The organism is Cognatishimia activa (assembly GCF_017798205.1).
Classification (GTDB): Bacteria; Pseudomonadota; Alphaproteobacteria; order Rhodobacterales; family Rhodobacteraceae; genus Cognatishimia; species Cognatishimia activa_A.
Genome location: NZ_CP060010.1, coordinates 373,459 through 393,583 on the forward strand (window position 1 = coordinate 373,459; position 20,125 = coordinate 393,583).

Genomic DNA, 20,125 nt, shown 5'->3' on the forward strand with positions numbered 1-20,125 from the left:
AAATGACGCGTATCGACGTACCATCTCATGTCTATGCAGGCGGATGGGAGCATTTCGTGGGCGGAGGCGTTGCGACGTTCGATTGCAATTCAGACAGTTTCCCAGATCTCTATGTCGCTGGTGGAGAAAATCCAGCTCAACTGATGATCAATGACGGCGATTTCGGGTTCACCGCGCGGACGCCAGAAGAGCTCTCAATCACCGGCCTCACCGGCGCTTACCCGATAGATATCGATTCCGACGGCATCACCGACCTCGCGATCCTGCGCGTCGGAGAAGATATGATCCTGAAGGGTAAAGGAAACTGCCAGTTTGAACCCTTTGCCGATCTTGGCTTCGCGTCGGCAGATCACTGGACAACCGCATTTTCGGCGACTTGGGAGGACAACAATACCCTGCCAACGCTGGTCTTTGGTACCTATGTCGACCGCGCGGATCCCAAAGGACCGTTTGAAACATGCGACGCAAGTCTGCTCTATCGCCCGGATGGTGACCGCTATGGCGAACCGATCACGCTGGAGCCTGGGTTCTGTACGCTTTCGATGTTGTTCACCGATTGGGCTCGCACCGGCCGCGCGGATCTGCGTGTGAGCAACGACCGCCATTACTATGTGAAGGGCGGCCAGGAGCAGCTTTGGGCGATGGAAGACACGCCACGCCTTTATAGCGAAGAGGACGGCTGGCGGCCCTATCAGCTTTGGGGCATGGGCATAGCCTCGCGAGATATCACGGGCGATGGGTTTGCGGATGTTTATCTGACCTCGATGGGCGATCAAAAACTGCAGTTCTTTGAGGCAGGGTCCGCCCCAGCCTATAAAGACGCAACCTTTGAACGCGGCACCACCGCACACCGCCCCTACACGGGCGGTGACGGACGGCCTTCGACCGGCTGGCACGCGGGTTTTGGGGATTTCAACAACGACGGGCTCGACGATATTTTCGTGGCCAAAGGCAATGTGGAACAGATGCCCGTGGCCGCGATGAAAGACCCAAATAACCTGCTGCTGCAAACCCCAGACGGTGATTTTGTCGAAATGGGAGAGGCCGCAGGCATCGCCACCTATGACCGCAGCCGTGGCGGCGCGCTCGTTGATCTGGATCTGGACGGCAATCTGGATCTGGTCGTGGTCAATCGCCGTGCCAACCTTGAGGTCTATCGCAATGAAGGCACGGGTGGAAACTGGCTAGAGATCTCGCTCACGCAAGATGGTGTGAACCGCAATGCCATCGGAGCCTTTATCGAACTGCGTTCAGACGTGGGCCTGCAGACCCGAGAGATCACAATCGGAGGCGGTCACGCCAGCGGCGCGCTTGGCGCGGAGCATTTTGGGCTTGGCAACTCGGACACAGCCGAGGTGCGCGTGATCTGGCCGGACGGCACAGAAGGCGCGTGGCAATCACTATCGGCCAACACCCGCACCGAGATTGCGCGCTAGTCTAACGGCAACCCACTGGGAACGGCCTCTGGCACGCCAAAACGTTTGGCGGGATCTTCGAGTGTTTCCAGAAAGCTGATCAGATCGTTGATGTCCGCTTCGGACAGCGCGCTTGGTGCAAGGACATTTGCGGCAAGGATCGCAGAGGTCTCATCGGCCGACATGGCCCGCAGATCATTCGCGCCAGGAAACGCTGGCAAATGGGCTTTCGCCAAATCATAGCTCGCGAAGGCCTCTTCGACATTGATGTGGTGACGGATCATATCACCCAAGTCCGCATAGGCCCCATTATGCCCGTAAGGTGCTGTAATCGTAACGTTTCTTAGGCTCGGCGTGCGAAAGGCGTAGGCGTCGGCGGGGTCTCCGGTCACGCGCATACGGCCAGTGTCCTGCGCATGGCTTTCAAACCGAGCAGCCTTGCCGGGGCCGATCTGAGGCAGGCCAATGGCGTGAAAATCGTGATCCGTTTGGAACCAGCCTGAATGACAGGACGCGCAGCCAGCCTCACCGTAAAACAGTGCCATGCCGCGCGCCGCCTCAGCGGGCATTTCAGCCTCGCCGCGCATGGCCTGATCAAAGAGGCTATTGTCCGCGCGCCATTCAAAGCGGATGAAGTCGGCGACGAGATTGGCGATCAAAGGGAACGTGATCTCTTCGCCCGGCACGACTTTGGCGAATTCTTCCTGATAGGTTGGGATTTCGGCCACCCGCGCGGCAATCAGATCCCAAGCTCCGCCGTCTGATGATAGAAACCCAAGGCGCACAGCTTGGCTGATTTCGTTTTCCGAATAATGCCCCGCCATCTCATCCGGAGACAGAACAGGAAACATCGCCTGCGCGGAGAGCACGGAATCAAATCCGCTGGTCATTTCAGACCCCAACGGCGTGCGAATGCCATCTGGCTCATTAGGATCGGCCTCAAGGCGGCCGTCGTGGAACATGACCTGAAACTCTAGCGCGCCAAGGTTCCACATAGCGGGCGCGTTGCGGGGAATGCGTTGCTCAGGCACGTTGGCCGCATCAATGATCCGCTTGGGGCCAAGGCCTATGCCGCCCTCTCCGATTGACAAGGAAACCCCATCGCCCGTGCCGAGATCTGGATGATGACAGGTCCCACAACTGATGTTCTTGTTGCCCGACAGGATCGGATCATAGAACAGCAGCTGCCCCAATTTGGCCCGCAACGGATCCACCGGGGCGAACTCTGGCAAAGGCCCAAGATCCTGCGCCGCTGCGCCAGAGGCTAGAAATATGCCGACCCAAGCCGCCCTCATAGCCCCGCACGCTCTGCATCTGCGATCAATGCTGGCGCAAGGGCCGCATAGCGTTGGTACCCGGCCTCGTAGGCCTCTGAAAGCTCTGCGCGCGGATCAATGGTTTCCGCGATGTCTGGCTGGGTCATGATCTCTTCCAACGATGCCTCCTCTGCGGCAGCCATAGCCAAACGCACAGCGCCCATCGCGGCTCCGAATTCACCATCAGCCGGCAGTCGCAGTGGCATATCAAAGAGCGTCGCGATGGTTTCCAGCCAAAAACGCGACCGCGCGCCGCCCCCGAGGGCCAAGACAGAGGATAGCTCGGTCCCCGTTGCTTTCAACGCCTCGAGATTGTCGCGCAGGGCATAGGCCACGCCCTCCATGACCGCAGCAGTCAGGGCCTGTGGATCGCTTGCGATATCCAGCCCCACAAAAGAGCCGCGCAGGGCTGCATTGTTATGCGGGGTACGCTCACCGGACAGATAAGGCAGGAACATCGCCCGGTTTGGCCCTGTGATCTGATCGGGCAAAGCCCGCGCGAGATCGCTGGGTGTTTGCCCCAAATTACGCGCAAGCCAGTTCAGGCTGTCGGTCGCCGCGAGGATAACGCCCATCTGATACCACCGCGCGGGCACCGCGTGACAGAACGTGTGAACCGCGGTCTCGGGCGCTGGCGCATAGCTGTCCTTCGCGGCCAGCAAGACGCCGGACGTCCCCAGCGACACAAACCCCTGCCCTTCCGCAAAACACCCTGCCCCGCAAGCCGCCGCCGCATTGTCGGCTGCTCCTCCGGCCACCACCACAGGCGCTCTGATGCCCCAAGCCTCTTTCAGAGAACTGCGCAGCATGCCAGAGACCTCAGAGCCTTCGACCAATGACGGCATGTGATCTTCCGTCAACCCGCCGGCCTTAAGTGCGTCACCTGACCAAGCGCGCGCGCCTGTGTCCAGCCAGCTTGTTCCGGCGGCATCGGATTGATCGGCCACAAGCTCCCCTGTCAGCCAAAAACGCAGGTAATCCTTAGGCAACAAGATCTTAGCGGTTCTGGCAAAGACCTCGGGCTCGTGTTTCGCGACCCATAAAAGCTTCGGCGCTGTGAACCCCGGGAAGACGATATTGCCCGTGATGTCACGCATCTTTGGTGTGGCGTCGAGCGCGGCGGCCTCGGCCGAGGACCGCGTGTCATTCCATAAGATACATGGTCGCAGAACTTGACCAGCGCTATCCAGCAAAGTCGCGCCATGCATCTGTCCACTGAGGCCAATGCCTTTGATATCCGCCACTGCGGCGGCATTACGCGATTTCAGCGCTCCAATGGCGCTTTCACAGGCCGCGATCCAATCAGCAGGGTCTTGTTCAGACCAACCCGCATGCGGATGCGGGTTGTCATAGCCTGCCTCAGCACTATCGATTACCCGCCCCGCCGGGTCCGTCAAAAGCGCGCGCAAGCCAGATGTGCCGAGATCCAATCCCAGGTACATCGCGATCCTCCCAATTTATTTTATTTGCAAAAATAAATAAATCGACCCGCGCGTCAAGCTGGAAATTTTAGCTGATCCGACGATAGACCTCATCAATGACATCAACCGCCACCATCACATCCTCTCGCGTGGTATCAAACTGCCCCACCTGAAAACGGATGATCTTCTGCTCTCCAAACGATCCCTGCGTCACATAAATCCGCCCGTCATCATTCAGAGCATCCACGAGCGCTTGCTGCATGGCGTCATCTCCGGGGCATCTGAAGGAAAACAGGCTGAGGATCGGCTCTGTAACGATGTCAAAACCGTCCATGGCCCGGATCGCCTCACAGACCTCGCCCGCCCATGTCACATGGTTGCGCAGACGCATCCGCAGGCCTTCCAGGCCGTAGGCGCGGATAAGGAACCACAGCTTCAGCGCTCGGAACCGCCGGCCCAGAGGGATCGTCCATTCGGAATAATTCGTAACCTCGGCCCCGGTGGTTTTTAGATATTCCGGCTCGATCTTGAGTGTATTCAACTGGGGCGTTGCGTCCTTCAGAAACTGCACGGAACAGTCAAACTGCGCTCCGAGCCATTTGTGGGGGTTAAAGACGATACTGTCGAAGCCTTCGACATCCGCCCAAAAGTCAGCCCGAAATTCCGGGCAGATCATAGCGGCCCCAGCCCATGCCGCATCCAGATGGGTATAAAGATCCTCATCCTCAGCGACCTGTAAAACAGGCCCCAGCAGGTCGCATGCCCCGACCCCTGTACCGCCCGTGATCGCGATGATCCCCGCAGGACTATGCCCCGCCGCGCGATCCGTTTGAATAGCAGCGCGCAGCGCATCCGCATCAATCGAATGACGCGGACCAGAGGTCGGCAGTTTCACCAGATTGTCCTGTCCGATCCCCGCGACCCAACAGGCCCGGTCAATCGAGGAATGCACCTGATCAGAACAATAGATCCTAAGATTGCCTTTGCCCGCCAGCCCCTCGCGGTTTCCGGAATAACCCGTCGCACGTTCCCGCATGGTCAGGATTGCCGACAAAGTCGCCGAGGACGCGCTGTCCTGAATAACCCCAGTCATCTGTTCTGGCAGCCCCATCGCCTGACGCAGCCAGTCGACCATGACACCTTCCATCTCGGTCGCAGCCGGAGACGTCTGCCACAGCATACATTGCGCTGCAATCGTGGTCACCAGCATCTCGGCCAGCATGGACGGCGGGGCCGCATTGGCTGGGAAATAGGCAAAGAAACGCGGGTGCTGCCAATGGGTCATGCCCGGCATCACGATGCGCTCGAAGTCTCCGATGATGGCGTCCATTGCTTCGCCTGCCTCAGGCGGGCTGTCAGGCAATTGCGCGGCAATGTCACCCAATGCGGTTTGCGCGCGCACCGGACGATCGCGAAGAGTTTTATGGTAGTCCGCTGCCCATTGCGAAATCTTCTCGCCCCAAACAGCAAACTCGTCCCAATCCATCGTATCTAGGCCTCGTCGATCCCGCCCATGCAGACGTATTTCGTCTCCATGAAGTCCTCCAGACCGTAACGAGAGCCTTCGCGGCCTAGCCCCGACATCTTGACCCCACCAAAGGGAGCCTCTGCAGTCGAGATCAGCCCCGTATTCACGCCAACCATGCCAAAATCAAGCGCTTCAGACACGCGCCAAACCCGTGCTAGATCGCGCGAATAGAAATAGGACGCGAGCCCAAAGTCCGTGTCATTGGCCGCCTCGACCGCTTCGCTTTCATTGTCGAATTTGAACAGAGGCGCAACAGGGCCGAAGGTTTCCTCGATGGTCACCAGCATATCGCTTGTGACATCCGTCAGGATTGTCGGCTGATAGAACAAACCGCCCAAGTCATGCGCGTTTCCACCTAGCGCAACGCTTGCGCCCTTGGAGGTCGCGTCCTCGACGTGTTCTTTGACCTTCGCCACAGCGGCGTCATCGATCAGAGGCCCAAAGGTGATGCCTTCATCAAAGCCGTTGCCTGTTTCCAAGGTCGCAACTTTAGCCGCCAGTTTCTCGGCGAATTCATCATAGACACCGGCCTGCACGTAGATCCGGTTGGCACAGACGCAGGTCTGCCCGTTGTTGCGGAATTTCGCGATCACAGCGCCCTCGACGGCGGCATCCACATCTGCGTCATCAAAGACGATAAACGGCGCGTTGCCGCCTAGTTCAAGACCCAGCTTCTTGATCGTCGGCGCGCACTGCTCGTAAAGCAAAGCGCCGATTTCGGTCGAGCCCGTAAAGGTCAGCTTTCGCACAGTTTTGGAGCTGGTCAGCGCTCCGCCAATCGCACCAGCGCTGCCGGTTACGACCGAAAACAACCCCTTAGGCAGCCCCGCGCGTTCGCCGAGCAAGGCCAAAGCCGTTGCGGACAATGGAGTCTGGCTGGCGGGCTTTAGGACCATCGCGCACCCGGCCGCAAAAGCAGGGCCCGCTTTGCGGGTGATCATGGCGCTTGGGAAGTTCCAGGGCGTGATCGCGGCCACAACGCCAATGGGTTGCTTCAGCGTCAAAAGACGTTTGTCGGGCGCATGGCCCGGCGTGATATCCCCATAGGCACGGCGCGCTTCTTCAGAGAACCACTCAAGGAAGGATGCAGAATACGCAATCTCGCCTTTCGCTTCGGCCAAAGGCTTCCCCTGCTCGGCCGTGAGAATGGTGCCAAGATCGTCCTGATGCTCCATCATCAGATCGTGCCACCGTCGCAGAACCTGCGCGCGGTCTTTGGCGGTGCGCTGCGCCCATGCTTTCATGGCTTCTGCCGCGGACTCGATCGCGGCATCGGTTTCCGCGGCGCCCAAGTTCGGAACACGTCCAATCACAGCACCCGTTGCCGGGTTCGTCACGTTGATAGCATTCTCATCCGTCGCCTCGACCCAAGCGCCTGCGACATAGGCGGCCTCTACCAACAAACTTGGGTCTTTTAGCTGCAAATCCGACATACTGTGGTCTCCGACGATCTAAAGTGAGCAGTGTTTCAGGACAAAGTCTTGCCTTGCAAATCGACACAGAGCAAGCCCTCTCAGGAAGGCGCAGCTAGACAGGAAACCAAGTAAATGAACCCCACCAGATTCAGTTCATTGATGAGTCCAGAAGCCGGCGCCCTGGCAAACTATAGATGGGCTGGCGTCACCGATGTCAGCGACCAACAAGCCAACAATGATTGCGGTGCATAAAACAAATATTCTCATGAACGACTCCCTTGCTGTGTTGACAGTTAAACGCAGCAACTCAGAGGTTCCGTCGCAAAACACAAAAAAGACCTCCAAACAAACTGGACATTTTTTGAATTTTGTATATTTCACCCCCACCAATAGCCAGAAAACCTAGGCAACGCGCAAAACGCGCCTATACGATAGGATGGACTTGCCTCTGACTTTTGGCCACAAAGCACTATGTCTGAGGCGCGGAATCGCCCCATTTCACCGCATCTCGTAGCACCTGCAAAATGAGCTCCCTATGTTTCGAATTTTGGCACTCCTTTCCCTTTTGATCTCTACAACTGCACAGGCCCAGGATGCGCCTAAGCTGGTAAAACTGTTCGAGGTCGTCGAAAATCAATCCAGCGTCCAGCGTCAGTTCTTTGGCCATGTTGCGGCGAAGGAAACCGTAGACCTCGCCTTCCAAGTTGGCGGTCAAGTGGTCGATATCCCTATTGTCGAAGGTCAGCCTGTTGCACAGGGCGCGCCGATTGCAACGCTGGACGTAGAGCCGTTTCAGCTGGCTCTGGATCAAGCCCGCGTGCAAAAAGACCAAGCAGATCGCACGCTGGAACGTTTGAAGCAATTACAAGGTGGCGCGGTCAGCCGGGTTTCTGTGGATGACGCTGAAACCCAAGCGAAGCTTGCTGAAATCGCAGTGCGCAACGCGGAACGGTCCTTGCGGGACGCGCAACTTTCGTCACCCTTTGATGCAATCGTTGCCTCGCGCTTTGTTGCCAACTTCTCAACCATCGGCGCAGGCACACCGGTTGCGCGTCTGCACGATCTGTCTGAGCTGCGCGTAGAGATCAACGTGCCAGAGGTTCTGTTCCAGCAAGCAGGAGAGAACCCTGACGTTGAGCTGTTCGCCAAATTCCCGGCCAGCGACGAAATGTTCCCGCTAGAGGTACGCGAATTCAACGCCGAGACGTCCCAAGTCGGGCAAACCTTCCGCATCACACTTGGCATGGCCCCACCTGCGGGCCTCGTGGTTCTGCCGGGCTCTTCTGTGACCGTCTTCGCGACCCTCAAAGGTCAATCCGCAACAATCCTGATCCCACAATCCTCGGTCAAAGCGGCCAACGATGGCGCAACGCAAGTGATGTTGTTTAATCCAAACTCCGCAGATGAAGGCACCGTCACGACAGTGCCGGTCTCAATCGCGCCGACCTCTAATGGCTTGTTTATGGTCACCGAAGGCCTGAACGCGGACCAAGAAATCGTGGCGAGCGGCGTCAACCTTCTATCTGACGGCGACCGCGTCAAACGTTTCACCGGTTTTTCGAATTGAGCTGACCCATGAATATCGCGCGCATTTCCATTGATCGCCCGATCCTGACGGGGATCATCATTTTGGGCTGTTTCCTTGGCGGGCTCTGGGGGTTTTCAACCCTTGGCCGCCTCGAAGATCCGGCCTTCACAATTAAAACTGCTGTGGTCGTCACCCAATACCCCGGTGCCGATGCGATGCAGGTCGCCAAAGAGGTCTCGGAACCGATTGAATCCGAGATCCAGAAAATGAGCGAGGTCAATCAGGTTCGCTCTATGAACCAACCCGGTCTCAGCTGGATCACCGTGGACATGAAAGACACGTTTGACGGTGAGGCCTTGCCGGAAATCTGGACCAAGCTCAGAAACCGCGTGGACGCGGCACCTTTGCCGGATGGAGCAATGCGTCCCTTTGTGAATGACGGCTTTGGCGATGTGTTTGGGATCTACTACGCGGTAACGGCTCCGGGCTATACGGATGCCGAGATCTATGAACTCTCGACCTTCCTGCGTCGTGAGTTGCTGACCGTAGACGGGGTAGCCGACGTGAACCTGTCGGGTGTGCCCGATGAGGTGATCTATGTGCATCCGGATCCGGTTCTGACCGCAAACCAGAACATCCCTCCTGCGGCGATCCAAGGTGCGTTGTCGAGTGCCAACTCTGTCCAAGACGGCGGCTCTCTGCAAAGCGTCGACGGTCGGACCCTGATCCAAGGCCCAGAAGGCAATGACACCGTTCAGGAAATCGCAGGCCTTACGGTCGGCATTGGCGGTGAGGTTCTGAATCTCTTTGACTTCGCCTCTGTTGAGCGCAAGCGGGATGAAAATCCGAGCCTAATCATCCGCCACAACCAAGCGGATGCTTTCACCATTGGTGTGGCTGGTCAGGCCAGCGAGAACATCGTCGATGTGGGTCACCGAGTAGACGCGAAGCTCACGGAACTCGCGCCCCAGATCCCATTGGGGGTCGAGCTGCAGCCCATCTATCAACAGCACATCGTGGTCGAAGAGGCCTCTTACGACTTCCTCGTAAACCTCGCCATGTCCGTCGGCATCGTGGTCATCGTTCTGGCGCTCTTTATGGGGCCACGTGCGGCGATTGTCGTTGGCTCGACGCTCCTGCTGACGGTTGTGGGCACGCTCATGTTCATGGCGTTCTTATCGATTGAGATGGAGCGGATTTCGCTGGGCGCCTTGATCATCGCTATGGGGATGCTGGTGGATAACGCCATCGTTGTCGCCGAAGGGATGCAGATATCTATGCGGCGCGGGCTTTCCTCGCGTGATGCCGCGGACGACGTGGCGAATAAGACGCAGATCCCACTGCTTGGTGCGACGGTGATCGGGATTATGGCCTTTGCGGGCATTGGTCTTAGCCCTGACGCGACGGGCGAATTCCTGTTCTCGCTCTTTGCCGTGATCGCGATCTCGCTGATGCTGTCGTGGCTGCTGGCGCTGACCGTCACACCGCTTCTGGGTCACTACTTCTTTAAACGTGGTGGCGGCGGAGACGCGGACGCCTATGACGGGCTGATGTTCCGCGCCTATGCAAGCGTTCTGCGCCTGTCGCTGCGTCTGTGGTGGCTGGTGATCCCTGGGCTTTTGGCCGTGACCGTCGTGTGCTTTGCGCTCTTTGGGCAGATCAAGCAGCAGTTCTTCCCGGACAGCAATACGCCGCTGTTCTTTGTACACTATAAGCTCGCGCAAGGCGCTTCGATCCACGAGACCTCACGCGACATTCAGGTGATGGAAGAGTGGCTTGCGACGCAAGAAGACGTGGTGTCGTCCACGGCCTATGTCGGCCAAGGCGCTGCGCGCTTTATGCTGACCTATCAGGCCGAGGATCCAAACCCGAGCTATGGTCACATCATCGTACGCACAGAAAGCCTCGAAGAAATCGCGCCTCTGATTGCAGATCTTGAGGAATTTGCAGCAGCAAACCTTCCCCAAGGCGAGCTGCGCGCAAAACGTCTGGCCTTTGGTCCGGGTGGCGGCGATCCAATTCAGGTGCGTTTCTCTGGCTCTGATCCTGTTGTCCTGCGCAATCTGGCCAACCAAGCCATGGCACGTCTGCAAGAGGCTTCGCCCAACATCGTTGCCCCTCGCGTCGACTGGCGCGAGATGGAACAGGTCTTACGTCCGGTCTATGCAACCGAACGCGCACAAGAAGCTGGCATCACGCGTGACGACATAACCGGCGTTCTGCAATATGCGACGGTTGGCACAAACTCCGGCGTCTACCGCGAAGGGGAGCGTCAAATCCCAATCGTACTGCGCGCGGATCCAGCCGCGGGTCTCTCGTTGACCGACCACGTGGTCTATTCGCAGAGTGCGAACGCCAATGTGCCGTTTGAACAGGTCACAGATGGTCTGGTGTTTGAAAGCCAGAACACGCTTCTGATGCGCCGCGACCGCGTGCTGACAATCACCGTCGGTGCCGACGTCGTCAAAGGCCTGACAGCCGCGCAGGTCCAGACCGAAGTGCAAGAGACTATCGACACGATGCCTCTGCCTGCGGGCTACAAAATGGAATGGGGTGGCGAATACGAAAGCTCTCGGGATGCGCAAGCGAGCCTTGCGGGGCAACTGCCGCTGAGCCTGATCATCATGGTTCTGATCTCTGTCCTCTTGTTCAACGCGCTACGTCAGCCGCTTATCATCTGGCTCTTGGTGCCGATGTCGGTGAATGGTGTGAGCCTGGCCCTTCTGGGCAGCGGATTGCCGTTCACTTTTACGGCTCTGCTCGGCCTGCTGTCGCTGTCAGGCATGCTGATCAAGAACGGTATTGTTCTGGTTGAAGAGATCGACATCACACGTCGCGCGATGCCGGAACAGTCACTGATGGACTCGATTGTCTCGGCCTCGACCTCGCGATTGCGTCCGGTAATCTTGGCTGCTGCGACGACAATCCTGGGGATGACCCCACTGATCTGGGATGCGTTCTTCCAGTCGATGGCAGTGACCATCATGGGCGGTCTGGCCTTTGCCTCGATCCTCACGCTGATCGCTGCCCCAGTGTTCTACTGGACCTTCTTTGGGCGCGACCGAAAACGCGCCGCTGCCTAGGTCCAGGCTCTAAACATCCAAGCGCGCGGCAGCCTCCTGCCGCGCGTTTTTCTATGCGGGAACTAGGTCGCGGCGCGCGAACAACATGGCCACGGTGATCCCCGACAGCAAATGCCAGATGCCCCAAAAGGCCGCGACGACGGCCATGCCTCCGAGTCCGCTAAAGAACCCAAAGATCAGGATCAGGCCGAGTCCAGAGTTCTGAATACCTGTCTCAATTGTCACGGCACGGCGGTCAAAGGCAGAGAGCCCCGCAATCGTCGCAATGCTATACCCCCCGATCAAAGCCAATGCGTTGTGCACCAAAACCAGTCCTGCCACGACACCGGCATATTGCAGGAACAGACTCCAGTTTGCCCCCAATGCAATCACAATAAAGGCCACGAAAATCCCCATCGACAGATATTGCATCGGCACGCGAATACGCGCTGTAATATCCGGCCTACGCGCATTCAGCGCGACGCCTAAACAGAGCGGAAGCACCAACATCAATCCGACTGTTATGGCAACAGACACGGGATCAATAGACGTAGCTCTCAGGATTTCCCGGGTCGGCCCATAGAGGCTGCCCCAAAAGGCGATATTGAATGGGGTCAGAATAATCGCGCCAACAGTGGCGAAGGCCGTCATCGACACAGACAAAGCAACGTTGCCTTTGGCGCGATGGGTCATGAAGTTGCTGACATTCCCGCCCGGACAGGCCGCGACCAGCATCAATCCCAGTGCAATAGACGGCTGAGGCGCGACCACCAGTATCATGCAAAAGGTCAATGCAGGCAGCAAAAGAAACTGCGAGACGATACCTGTGATTAAAGGTTTTGGCGCTGTGAACAGACGTTTGAAATCGGCGACCTTCAGATCAATCGCGATCGAAAACATGACGATCGCCAAGATCCCATTCAGGATCTGCAACCCTGTTGGCGAAAAATTCAAGACAACGTCGTCTACGCCCGCCACCATTAAAATCGACATGAAACCCCTCACCTCCCAGTCGCAACCTGTCTATGCAGGCTCAACCAAGCTGGCCTGTTGCCAACGATCTGTCAAATTTGTTGAACCCGAACCTTCAGGTCGGGAAATCAAGCATTCTCAAATGCAGCTTTCGTGATATGTTAATTGTCAGACAATCACGGAGCCCCATTTGACCACGCAAAACACCGAACATCCGATGGACGAGCTGTTGCGTGCCCGTCTTCGGATTCCTGAAGGTGCGGATCTGCCTTTGGCGATCTTGCGAGGTTTTTTGTATTCGGTCGATGCGATCCTGCGGACGACCACGGGGCAGCCGTTCTTCGCGCTGCGAGAAGCCGAAGAGGTGCTACGCGACCTCAAGGGCAAAACAGGACCTGCGCTGATTGACGCAATGCTTGCCAGAAATGGCGGCACCACCCTGACTGCACATGGTCTAGAGAATGTTCCCACCGAAGGCCCTGTGATCATTGGGTCTACCCATCCCATCGGCACCTTTGACTTCCTCGCGCATGCTGGCGCCTTAAAAGATCATAGACCCGACCTGAAGGTCGTCGCCAATCGAGAAGCCGAACGTTTTCTGGGCAAGGATGGCATCATTCCCGTCGACTTTGATCGCAGCGACAAAGTGCTGACGGCGCGTCAAACCCGCGATGGCATGGTGTCTCACTTGCGCGATGGTGGGGCGATGCTGATCTTTGGATCGGGAAAAGTGCCAGATATGAAGGATGGGCTTCTCAAAGAACCTCCTTGGCGTCCCGGCATCACACGTATGTCCAAAGAGTGCGACGTGCCGATTATTCCCGCCTCGCCAGATATGCGTAATTCGATCCACTATTATCGCACCCGAAAAATCGCGCGTATCCTGAGCTTTAACAATGCCTATATCGGCCGCGAATTTGCGTCCCTGCGCTATTCGTCCGAACTCTTGTCGAAACTCGGCGGAAGCTATGACCTTCACTACGGCCCAGCCGTCGAACCGGGGACGGCACCGCATGTGTTGCAAAAAATCGCTGAAGACCTCGTACCCGGCCTTTATCAGCCAATCGAGTCTGCCACTTAAAACAGCAGGACATCAGTTGCGACGAACAAAACGCCTTAAAGTCGCCTATTCGCCAATGTAAACGCAGACTTAACTCGCTTATCGTAGATTTGAGGAGTTAACGAGTTTGGATCCCGGTTTTGGCGAACTTCACGCTGCAATACGTTTATCAAGTGTCGGATTTTGATCAGTCCGGCAGCAATCAGGCTCCACCGAATGAGTCTGGTGCAAAGGCTGCTGGCACGCCGCCATTCAACCTTCAACTGGATGCCGATGCGGGACCTCAACAACTGACAATCTCTGACACGGATGACAGTGGTTTTGACGAAATCAACAGCGCCGGGCAAACCCTCCAGTCAGACATTACTTTGGATGGGGTGACCTATCCGGCGGGGTCAAAAGTCGTGGTCAACTATGAAATCATCACCGATGACGGGTTTTCTGGCTTTTCGATCACGATTGGTGACAACAACAGCGGCAAAAACGTCACCACCGCGTTTGTTTCGACTGAACCGATGGAACCTGGTGAGCTCTACACATTCACTTCCGAGTACAACATCGGGCGCGGCGAGAGGGACTACGCCGACTTCGCCTGCTTTGCGCAAGGAACGCTTATTCGGGGCGTGGATAGGGATATTCCCGTGCAGGATCTGCGTGACGGAGACATTATCCAAACCGAGAACGGCCCCAAACCCATTCGCAAAATTCTGTGTCGACGACTTACACGTCGGAATCTACGTAAGACTCCGAACATGCGCCCCATTCGTTTGGTTGCAGGGTGCTTGGGCATGGGGTTACCAAGCACGGATCTGCTATTGTCACCTCAGCATCGCTTGCTGGTGTCATCGGGCAAGCGCCAGCTGCTTTCCGGGGCCACCGAGGCCCTGCTGCCTGCCAAGAAACTGACGTCTCTGCCCGGTGTCTTTGTGGACGAAGGGGTGCGCGCGGTGACCTATTTCCACATCCTGCTTGAGGCGCATGAGGTCATATATGCGAATGACGCGCCGACGGAGTCGCTTTATCTTGGCACTTTCGGCCTTGCGGCTTTATCCCAGCTTCAACGCATTGAACTGCTGGGCCTTTTCCCCGAGATCACCGATCCGGATTTCGAATGGCCCCATGCAAGGCCTGCTCTGCGCCCGAAACAGCAAGAGCGCCTGATCGCCCGCCTTTCGCGGTAAGGCTGACGACAGCCTTTCGCCATGCGCCAAGCCTCTCTATAACTCAGCCCAATGGGTATCGCCCAAGGAGGAGCCATGTTCGCGCGGTTAAAACATCTTTGGTCCACGCGGCGCGTGCCGTTCCTTGTGTTTTTCGGTTCTCTTGCAGTGGCCTTGTGGTTTGCGGGAAATTTTGTGGCCGAAGTGATCTACTGGAACGACCCACGCCATAAAAACCAGGCACTAGAGCCATGGATGACGCCGCGCTACGTCCAACACTCCTACGCGCTGAGGCCAAAAACCGTCGCAGAGATTCTTGGGATCGACCACCCCTTTCCCGCTCGAATGCGCATGTCTGACATCGTTGCCGAGACGGGCCAAAGCTATGATGCGCTGACCGACGAGCTGCGGGCACAAGCCGCGATCGAAAAGGCTGAGCGGAAGGCGCGCGGAGATGAGTGACACGCTGATCGGGCTTCTGCCGCTGTATGGGGCCTATATTATCGCGCTGATCGTGGGTCTGAGCGCCATGGCTATCACCCTACCCGCATCGGTCCTGGTTGCCACAGCCGGGGGCTTTGCCGCCGCAGGAGACCTGGCGCTTTGGCAGGTCGGTTTGGGGGCCTTCATCGGCTTTAGCATCGGCGATCAATGCGCGTTTTTTCTGGCGAGGTCCAAGGGGCCATGGATCATGGGCAAGCTTAAGTCCAGCAGCAGCCGAGCGAAACTGATTGACCGCGCCGAAGGCTTTTTGACCCGAAACGGCATTGCCGCCGTTTTGCTGTCGCGCACAGTGCTCAGCCCGCTTGGCCCCTATGTAACCTATATCAGTGGCGCAATTGGCCTGGGCTGGGTCAAGTTCACAAGCGCAGCCATGGTAGGTGCCGCCCTTTGGTCCGGTGCCTACAGCTATTTGGGCTATGTCTTTGCAGGCAATATCAGCCAGATTTCTTCTGCACTTGGCAACGCTTTGGGCTTTATCGCGGCGGCTGGTGTTTTGGTCGGCAGTGGCTATTGGCTCTTTCGACGGCCCTCGGCGGACAGCAAAGCCGCCGAGACCGCACCCGAGGAGAGCGTTTAAGCCACCGACGCCCCTTCGCTGAGCTCTTCAAGAAAGGCGCTTAGCAGCTGAGCTTTGCCCGCATAGCCGGATTTCTTGTAGATCGAGTTGGTCTGAGCCTTGATGGTGCCCTGCTTTGAGTCTCGGATCTCGGCGATTTCAGCGATGCTGCATCCCTTAAGGATCAGGCGCGTCACTTCACGCTCGGCCTCTGAAAACTGCCAATCTTCGAAGTGCGCATCCAACATATCTCGGAATGCACTTGAAGCATGCGAGATCTTATACTCCAGCGTTTGCTGATATTTGCGCATGCGATAGGTGTCGATCGCAACGATGATTGTAGAGACCACCAGCGCCAGCAGGATTAAGAACTCGGCGACCTCAAACAACATGGAATCGTCCGCATCCTCCATCCCCAAGAGGCCCAACAGCTCTTCGATGAGCATGAGCATACCAAAGGCGAAGGCAGAGCCGATCGCATAGATCAATCGTTTAGAGTTTGGCATTTATCTTCTCACCAAAGTTTTCGGGAATGGCATTGCGGGACGGGTACAAAATTCATCTTTACGTTGCAACTCGCCGAACTCAAAGTAGCATTTCGTTCGAAGATTGACAGGTTTTGACCCATGGTTTTTGGGATGAGCGTTTTCTAGATGTAAGTGGTACAAACTGAAAACAGCAAATGTGATATTTATAACCTTTGTTTAGCGCCTGCCCGCTTACCTTCAGAACGTGGTTCATGTTCTGATAGTCATGTAGGCATCTGGTCCGAAACCGCACATTCGTGAAAAGCGCCTGCTGCCTGCATAGATGCAGAGCTCACAGATCAATGCCATGTTCTGTATTATCGGCAACAATTCCTAGCTGTCTTATGCGCAAATCTAAGCTAGAGATTGATCAGAACAAAAGACCTAAACCTTTCAGCCCACCTTTTGGCAATACTATTTGAGGGACGCGCGGCATGCAGGACAATAGAAACATTCTGGTCGTCGGGGGCGCTGGTTTCATCGGATCGCACACGACGCTGGCGCTGCGGGACGCAGGATACAACGTCACCATCTACGACAATTTTTCCACCGGGCATGAGGACGCCTGTTTTGGCGCATCCACAATTCGTGGAGAGCTCTCTGATCAAGCACAGCTCACGCAAGTTTTGCGTGACCAAGACATCAATTGTGTCGTGCATTTTGCAGCCCTTATCGAAGCAGGGCAGTCAGTCATTGATCCCTACGCATTCTTCCAAAACAACGTCGCCGCAACCCTGAGTCTGTTAAAAGCGATGCGCGCCGCAGACGTCTCTAAACTCGTGTTTTCCTCAACTGCGGCTGTCTATGGCAATCAGGACCGTGATCTCTTGTCCGAAGACCTGCCAAAGCTGCCTGTGAACCCATATGGCGACAGCAAGTTGATGGTAGAGACCATGCTTAAGACCGCCGCCAACGCTTATGGTCTGACATCGATTGCCCTTCGATACTTCAACGCGGCCGGGGCCGACCCAGAAGGGCGCACTGGCGAGAGGCATGATCCGGAAACGCACCTCATTCCGCTGTTGATCCAGGCGGCCTTGGGACAACGCGACAAGTTCATGATCTTTGGCACGGATTATGACACGCCCGATGGTACCTGTATTCGAGACTATATCCACGTCAGTGACCTTGCGAGCGGCCATGTAGCGGCCGTTGAACATGTTCTTGGTCAAACGGATGGGTCATTTGACGGGATCAATCTGGGAACCGGCAAAGGCCACAGCGTTCGCGACGTGGTCGACACCGTGAAACGCGTCTCGGGTCGTGACTTTCTGGTCGAAGAATGCCCACGCCGTGCAGGCGATCCGGCAAAACTGGTCGCAGATGCGCGTCGTGCCCAGGATGTGTTGAACTGGCAGGCCGAGCGCAGTGATCTTGAAACGATCGTCGAAGATGCGTGGCGGTTCTTTAGCGCTCGCGCATAGTTGGGTCACTACAGATGCCGGCCCGAAACTAAATCGCGAGGCTATGCGTGTGCTGTACCGACAGTGCCGCATCCAGATGTGCGCAGATCAAACGGGCCGCGGCTTCGTAGCCCGGGCGAATGGACAGGCCCAGAGGTTGCGGATCCACGATGTCAGCAAATTGCTGGCAAAGCGCATCAATCAAGGACGCAAAATAGATCTCTGACTGTTCAGTGCTTTCGACCAGTCGACTGACGTCAATCCCGTGCGTGCACATAATCTGCTCGACGAGCCCGGCCAGAAGCCGGTCCTCTTCGCGCATGTAATACCCCTTGTGCCCTGCCAGCCCGTAGGTTTGCACCCTTTGTCTGTAGGCAGAGGTCGACACGGCATTCTGGCAATACCCCCGACGGAATCGCGAAATGGCGGACGCTCCAAATCCGATCAGGGTTTCGCAAGGATCGTCGGTATAGCCCTGAAAATTGCGCCGCATCCGCCCCTGCCGAGCCGCGCATGCAAGACTGTCATCAGGGAGCGCAAAGTGATCGATTCCCAAAGGCTCAAACCCAATCGCACAGAGGCGCTCTCGAGCCAGTTCCGACATGTCGAAACGGGTTTCAGGGCCCGGCAGGTGCTCCGAGGGGATCATGGATTGGCGCTTTGAAACATGCGGTACATGCGCGTAGCCATAAAGGGCCAATCGGTTGGGTTTCAGCAGAACGACCTGATCCAATGTCTCGCTCAGACTCTGCACGGTTTGGTGAGGCAACCCATAGAGGAAGTCCACATTCAAGCTGTGGACACCATGCCCTCTCAGGATGTCGCAGACCACTTGCGTTTGCTCAAAGCTTTGAAGGCGGCCAATGGCCTTTTGCACCTTGAGGTTAAAGTCCTGAACCCCGATGCTGGCGCGTCGCATGCCCCGCTTTGCCAAAAGCGCTAACAAATCAGGCGCTGCTTCGGTCGGATCGATTTCCACCGAGAACTCGAAGCCTTCGGCAAGGTCAAATGCAGCGAAAACCGCATCAAGCAGACGATCCATAAGTGCAGGGCTTAAGAGCGTAGGTGTACCACCTCCCAAGTGAAGCCGCGCCATTTTCAACTTTTCGCGTGGGAGGTCTGACGCGACTTCAATCTCGGTTATGAGATCTTCGATATACCCTTCAACCGGCGACAGCGTCTTGGTGCCTTGTGTACGACAGGCACAGAACCAACAGAGGCGACGACAAAATGGAATATGAATATATACCGAAACGGGATCATGCGCTGGCAGCTGTTCAAGCCAGTTGCGCTGATGGCGAGCACCCACGTCCTGCTCAAAGCGATTTGCAGGCGGATAGCTGGTATAGCGCGGCACTTTGGCGTCAAAGAGGCCATAGCGTCGAAGGGTACTTATCTTGTCCATGGGTTGCTGATAAGGTGGACGTCCGACAGCTACTTTGATCCAGATCAATCAACATGACTTTTGTTTTCAACGAACGCGAAAAATGCGGCAGCTGCCCAATCCGTCACCGTGCCATCTGTGCGCGCTGTGACGAAGACGAGCTGACCTTGCTAGAGGATATGAAATCCTATCAGACCTTTGAGGCTGGTCAGCCGATCATTTGGCGCGGGGATGACTTGACGCATTTTGCCTCGGTGGTTTCTGGGATCGCGTCCCTGTCCAGAACGCTGGAAGACGGGCGCACGCAAATGGTTGGCCTGCTTTTGCCGTCAGACTTTATCGGTCGCCCTGGCCGCGAGACGGTGGATTTCGACGTCACGGCCGTCACAGAAGTCACACTGTGCCGCTTTCAACGCCGCCCGTTTGAAGACCTCGTAGACCGAGTCCCGCATATCGCGCAGCGCATGATGGAAATGGCGCTGGACGAACTGACGGCAGCGCGAGAGTGGATGGTTCTTCTGGGGCGCAAAACCGCTCGGGAAAAGATCGCGACGTTTCTTGAGATGATCGTGCGGCGCGAAACAGTTCCGACCCAGTCCATTCAGGAATACCAACTGCCCCTGACACGCGAAGAAATCGCGAACTTTCTTGGCCTCACGCTGGAAACGATCAGCCGCCAGCTGACGTCGCTTAAGAAAGACGGAGTTGTTGAGTTCATCGATCGCCGCCATTTTCGGATCAAAGATCTGAATGCGCTGCATTTAGCCAGCGGAGACGACGCGGACGGCGGCGTCATCGTTTAATCACTCCGACTTGATCCAGATCAAAGTTCCCTCCCCTCAGCCCAGAGTAGGACCCCAATAAAGGGACCGGT

At 56.7% G+C, this 20,125-nt stretch carries 16 protein-coding genes; 9 read left to right on the forward strand and 7 right to left on the reverse strand.

Translation table 11 applies throughout. From position 1 onward, the window contains the following. Positions 1-2: 2 nt before the first annotated feature. On the forward strand, positions 3-1,436 hold the full coding sequence (locus tag HZ995_RS01785) for a CRTAC1 family protein (protein ID WP_245168714.1): 1,434 nt from the start codon (positions 3-5) through the stop codon (positions 1,434-1,436). On the opposite strand, the gene HZ995_RS01790 is transcribed toward HZ995_RS01785, so the two are convergent. The 4 genes from HZ995_RS01790 to HZ995_RS01805 form a co-directional block, all read right to left on the reverse strand. Next, the gene (locus tag HZ995_RS01790; RefSeq protein WP_209356983.1) at positions 1,433-2,710 is read right to left on the reverse strand and encodes a cytochrome-c peroxidase; all 1,278 of its coding nucleotides are present in this window, start codon (positions 2,708-2,710) and stop codon (positions 1,433-1,435) included. The two genes, HZ995_RS01785 and HZ995_RS01790, sit on opposite strands and share 4 nt — an antisense overlap. Then, entirely contained in the window at positions 2,707-4,173 is a 1,467-nt protein-coding gene (gene xylB / locus HZ995_RS01795; protein ID WP_209356984.1) for a xylulokinase, read from the reverse strand. The genes HZ995_RS01790 and xylB overlap by 4 nt, the downstream gene beginning before the upstream one ends. A 67-nt stretch (positions 4,174-4,240) precedes the next feature. Beyond that, positions 4,241-5,638, reverse strand: coding sequence for a pyridoxal phosphate-dependent decarboxylase family protein (locus HZ995_RS01800; RefSeq protein ID WP_209356985.1), 1,398 nt, complete (start codon positions 5,636-5,638; stop codon positions 4,241-4,243). Between the two features lie 5 nt (positions 5,639-5,643). Further along, positions 5,644-7,113, reverse strand: a complete 1,470-nt coding sequence (locus HZ995_RS01805) for an NAD-dependent succinate-semialdehyde dehydrogenase (protein ID WP_245168715.1) — start codon at positions 7,111-7,113, stop codon at positions 5,644-5,646. 517 nt (positions 7,114-7,630) lie between these two features. Between HZ995_RS01805 and HZ995_RS01810 the strand changes: the two genes are divergently transcribed. Both HZ995_RS01810 and HZ995_RS01815 read left to right on the forward strand, forming a co-directional pair. Continuing rightward, positions 7,631-8,662: an efflux RND transporter periplasmic adaptor subunit gene (locus HZ995_RS01810; protein ID WP_209356986.1), complete on the forward strand. Its 1,032-nt coding sequence runs from the start codon at positions 7,631-7,633 to the stop codon at positions 8,660-8,662. 8 nt (positions 8,663-8,670) lie between these two features. Beyond that, a complete protein-coding gene (locus HZ995_RS01815) occupies positions 8,671-11,706 on the forward strand; it encodes an efflux RND transporter permease subunit (RefSeq protein WP_209356987.1) in 3,036 nt (1,011 codons plus the stop codon). Positions 11,707-11,757: 51 nt separating this feature from the next. Here HZ995_RS01815 and HZ995_RS01820 read toward each other — a convergent pair whose 3' ends face one another. Beyond that, the gene (locus HZ995_RS01820) at positions 11,758-12,678 is read right to left on the reverse strand and encodes a bile acid:sodium symporter family protein (protein WP_245168717.1); all 921 of its coding nucleotides are present in this window, start codon (positions 12,676-12,678) and stop codon (positions 11,758-11,760) included. A 169-nt stretch (positions 12,679-12,847) separates the two neighbouring features. On the opposite strand from HZ995_RS01820, the gene HZ995_RS01825 reads away from it, so the two are divergent. The 4 genes from HZ995_RS01825 to HZ995_RS01840 all read left to right on the forward strand — a co-directional run bounded on the left by HZ995_RS01825 (position 12,848) and on the right by HZ995_RS01840 (position 15,958). Beyond that, the gene (locus HZ995_RS01825; RefSeq protein WP_209356988.1) at positions 12,848-13,738 is read left to right on the forward strand and encodes a 1-acyl-sn-glycerol-3-phosphate acyltransferase; all 891 of its coding nucleotides are present in this window, start codon (positions 12,848-12,850) and stop codon (positions 13,736-13,738) included. Between the two features lie 119 nt (positions 13,739-13,857). Then, positions 13,858-14,898 carry a Hint domain-containing protein gene (locus HZ995_RS01830; protein WP_209356989.1) on the forward strand — a complete coding sequence of 347 codons (1,041 nt, stop codon included), beginning with the start codon at positions 13,858-13,860 and terminating at the stop codon, positions 14,896-14,898. 75 nt (positions 14,899-14,973) lie between these two features. Next, the gene (locus HZ995_RS01835; RefSeq protein WP_209356990.1) at positions 14,974-15,339 is read left to right on the forward strand and encodes a hypothetical protein; all 366 of its coding nucleotides are present in this window, start codon (positions 14,974-14,976) and stop codon (positions 15,337-15,339) included. Further along, entirely contained in the window at positions 15,332-15,958 is a 627-nt protein-coding gene (locus HZ995_RS01840) for a DedA family protein (RefSeq protein WP_209356991.1), read from the forward strand. The genes HZ995_RS01835 and HZ995_RS01840 overlap by 8 nt, the downstream gene beginning before the upstream one ends. Here HZ995_RS01840 and HZ995_RS01845 read toward each other — a convergent pair. After that, entirely contained in the window at positions 15,955-16,443 is a 489-nt protein-coding gene (locus HZ995_RS01845) for a helix-turn-helix transcriptional regulator (RefSeq protein ID WP_209356992.1), read from the reverse strand. The two genes, HZ995_RS01840 and HZ995_RS01845, sit on opposite strands and share 4 nt — an antisense overlap. 455 nt (positions 16,444-16,898) lie before the next feature. On the opposite strand from HZ995_RS01845, the gene galE reads away from it, so the two are divergent. Beyond that, on the forward strand, positions 16,899-17,888 hold the full coding sequence (galE, locus tag HZ995_RS01850; RefSeq protein WP_209356993.1) for a UDP-glucose 4-epimerase GalE: 990 nt from the start codon (positions 16,899-16,901) through the stop codon (positions 17,886-17,888). A 28-nt stretch (positions 17,889-17,916) separates the two neighbouring features. Here the strand turns inward: galE and hemN are convergent, their stop codons facing one another. Continuing rightward, positions 17,917-19,272: an oxygen-independent coproporphyrinogen III oxidase gene (hemN, locus tag HZ995_RS01855; protein WP_209356994.1), complete on the reverse strand. Its 1,356-nt coding sequence runs from the start codon at positions 19,270-19,272 to the stop codon at positions 17,917-17,919. 53 nt (positions 19,273-19,325) lie between these two features. On the opposite strand from hemN, the gene fnrL reads away from it, so the two are divergent. Continuing rightward, on the forward strand, positions 19,326-20,054 hold the full coding sequence (gene fnrL / locus HZ995_RS01860) for a transcriptional regulator FnrL (protein WP_209356995.1): 729 nt from the start codon (positions 19,326-19,328) through the stop codon (positions 20,052-20,054). The last annotated feature ends 71 nt before the right edge of the window (positions 20,055-20,125 follow it).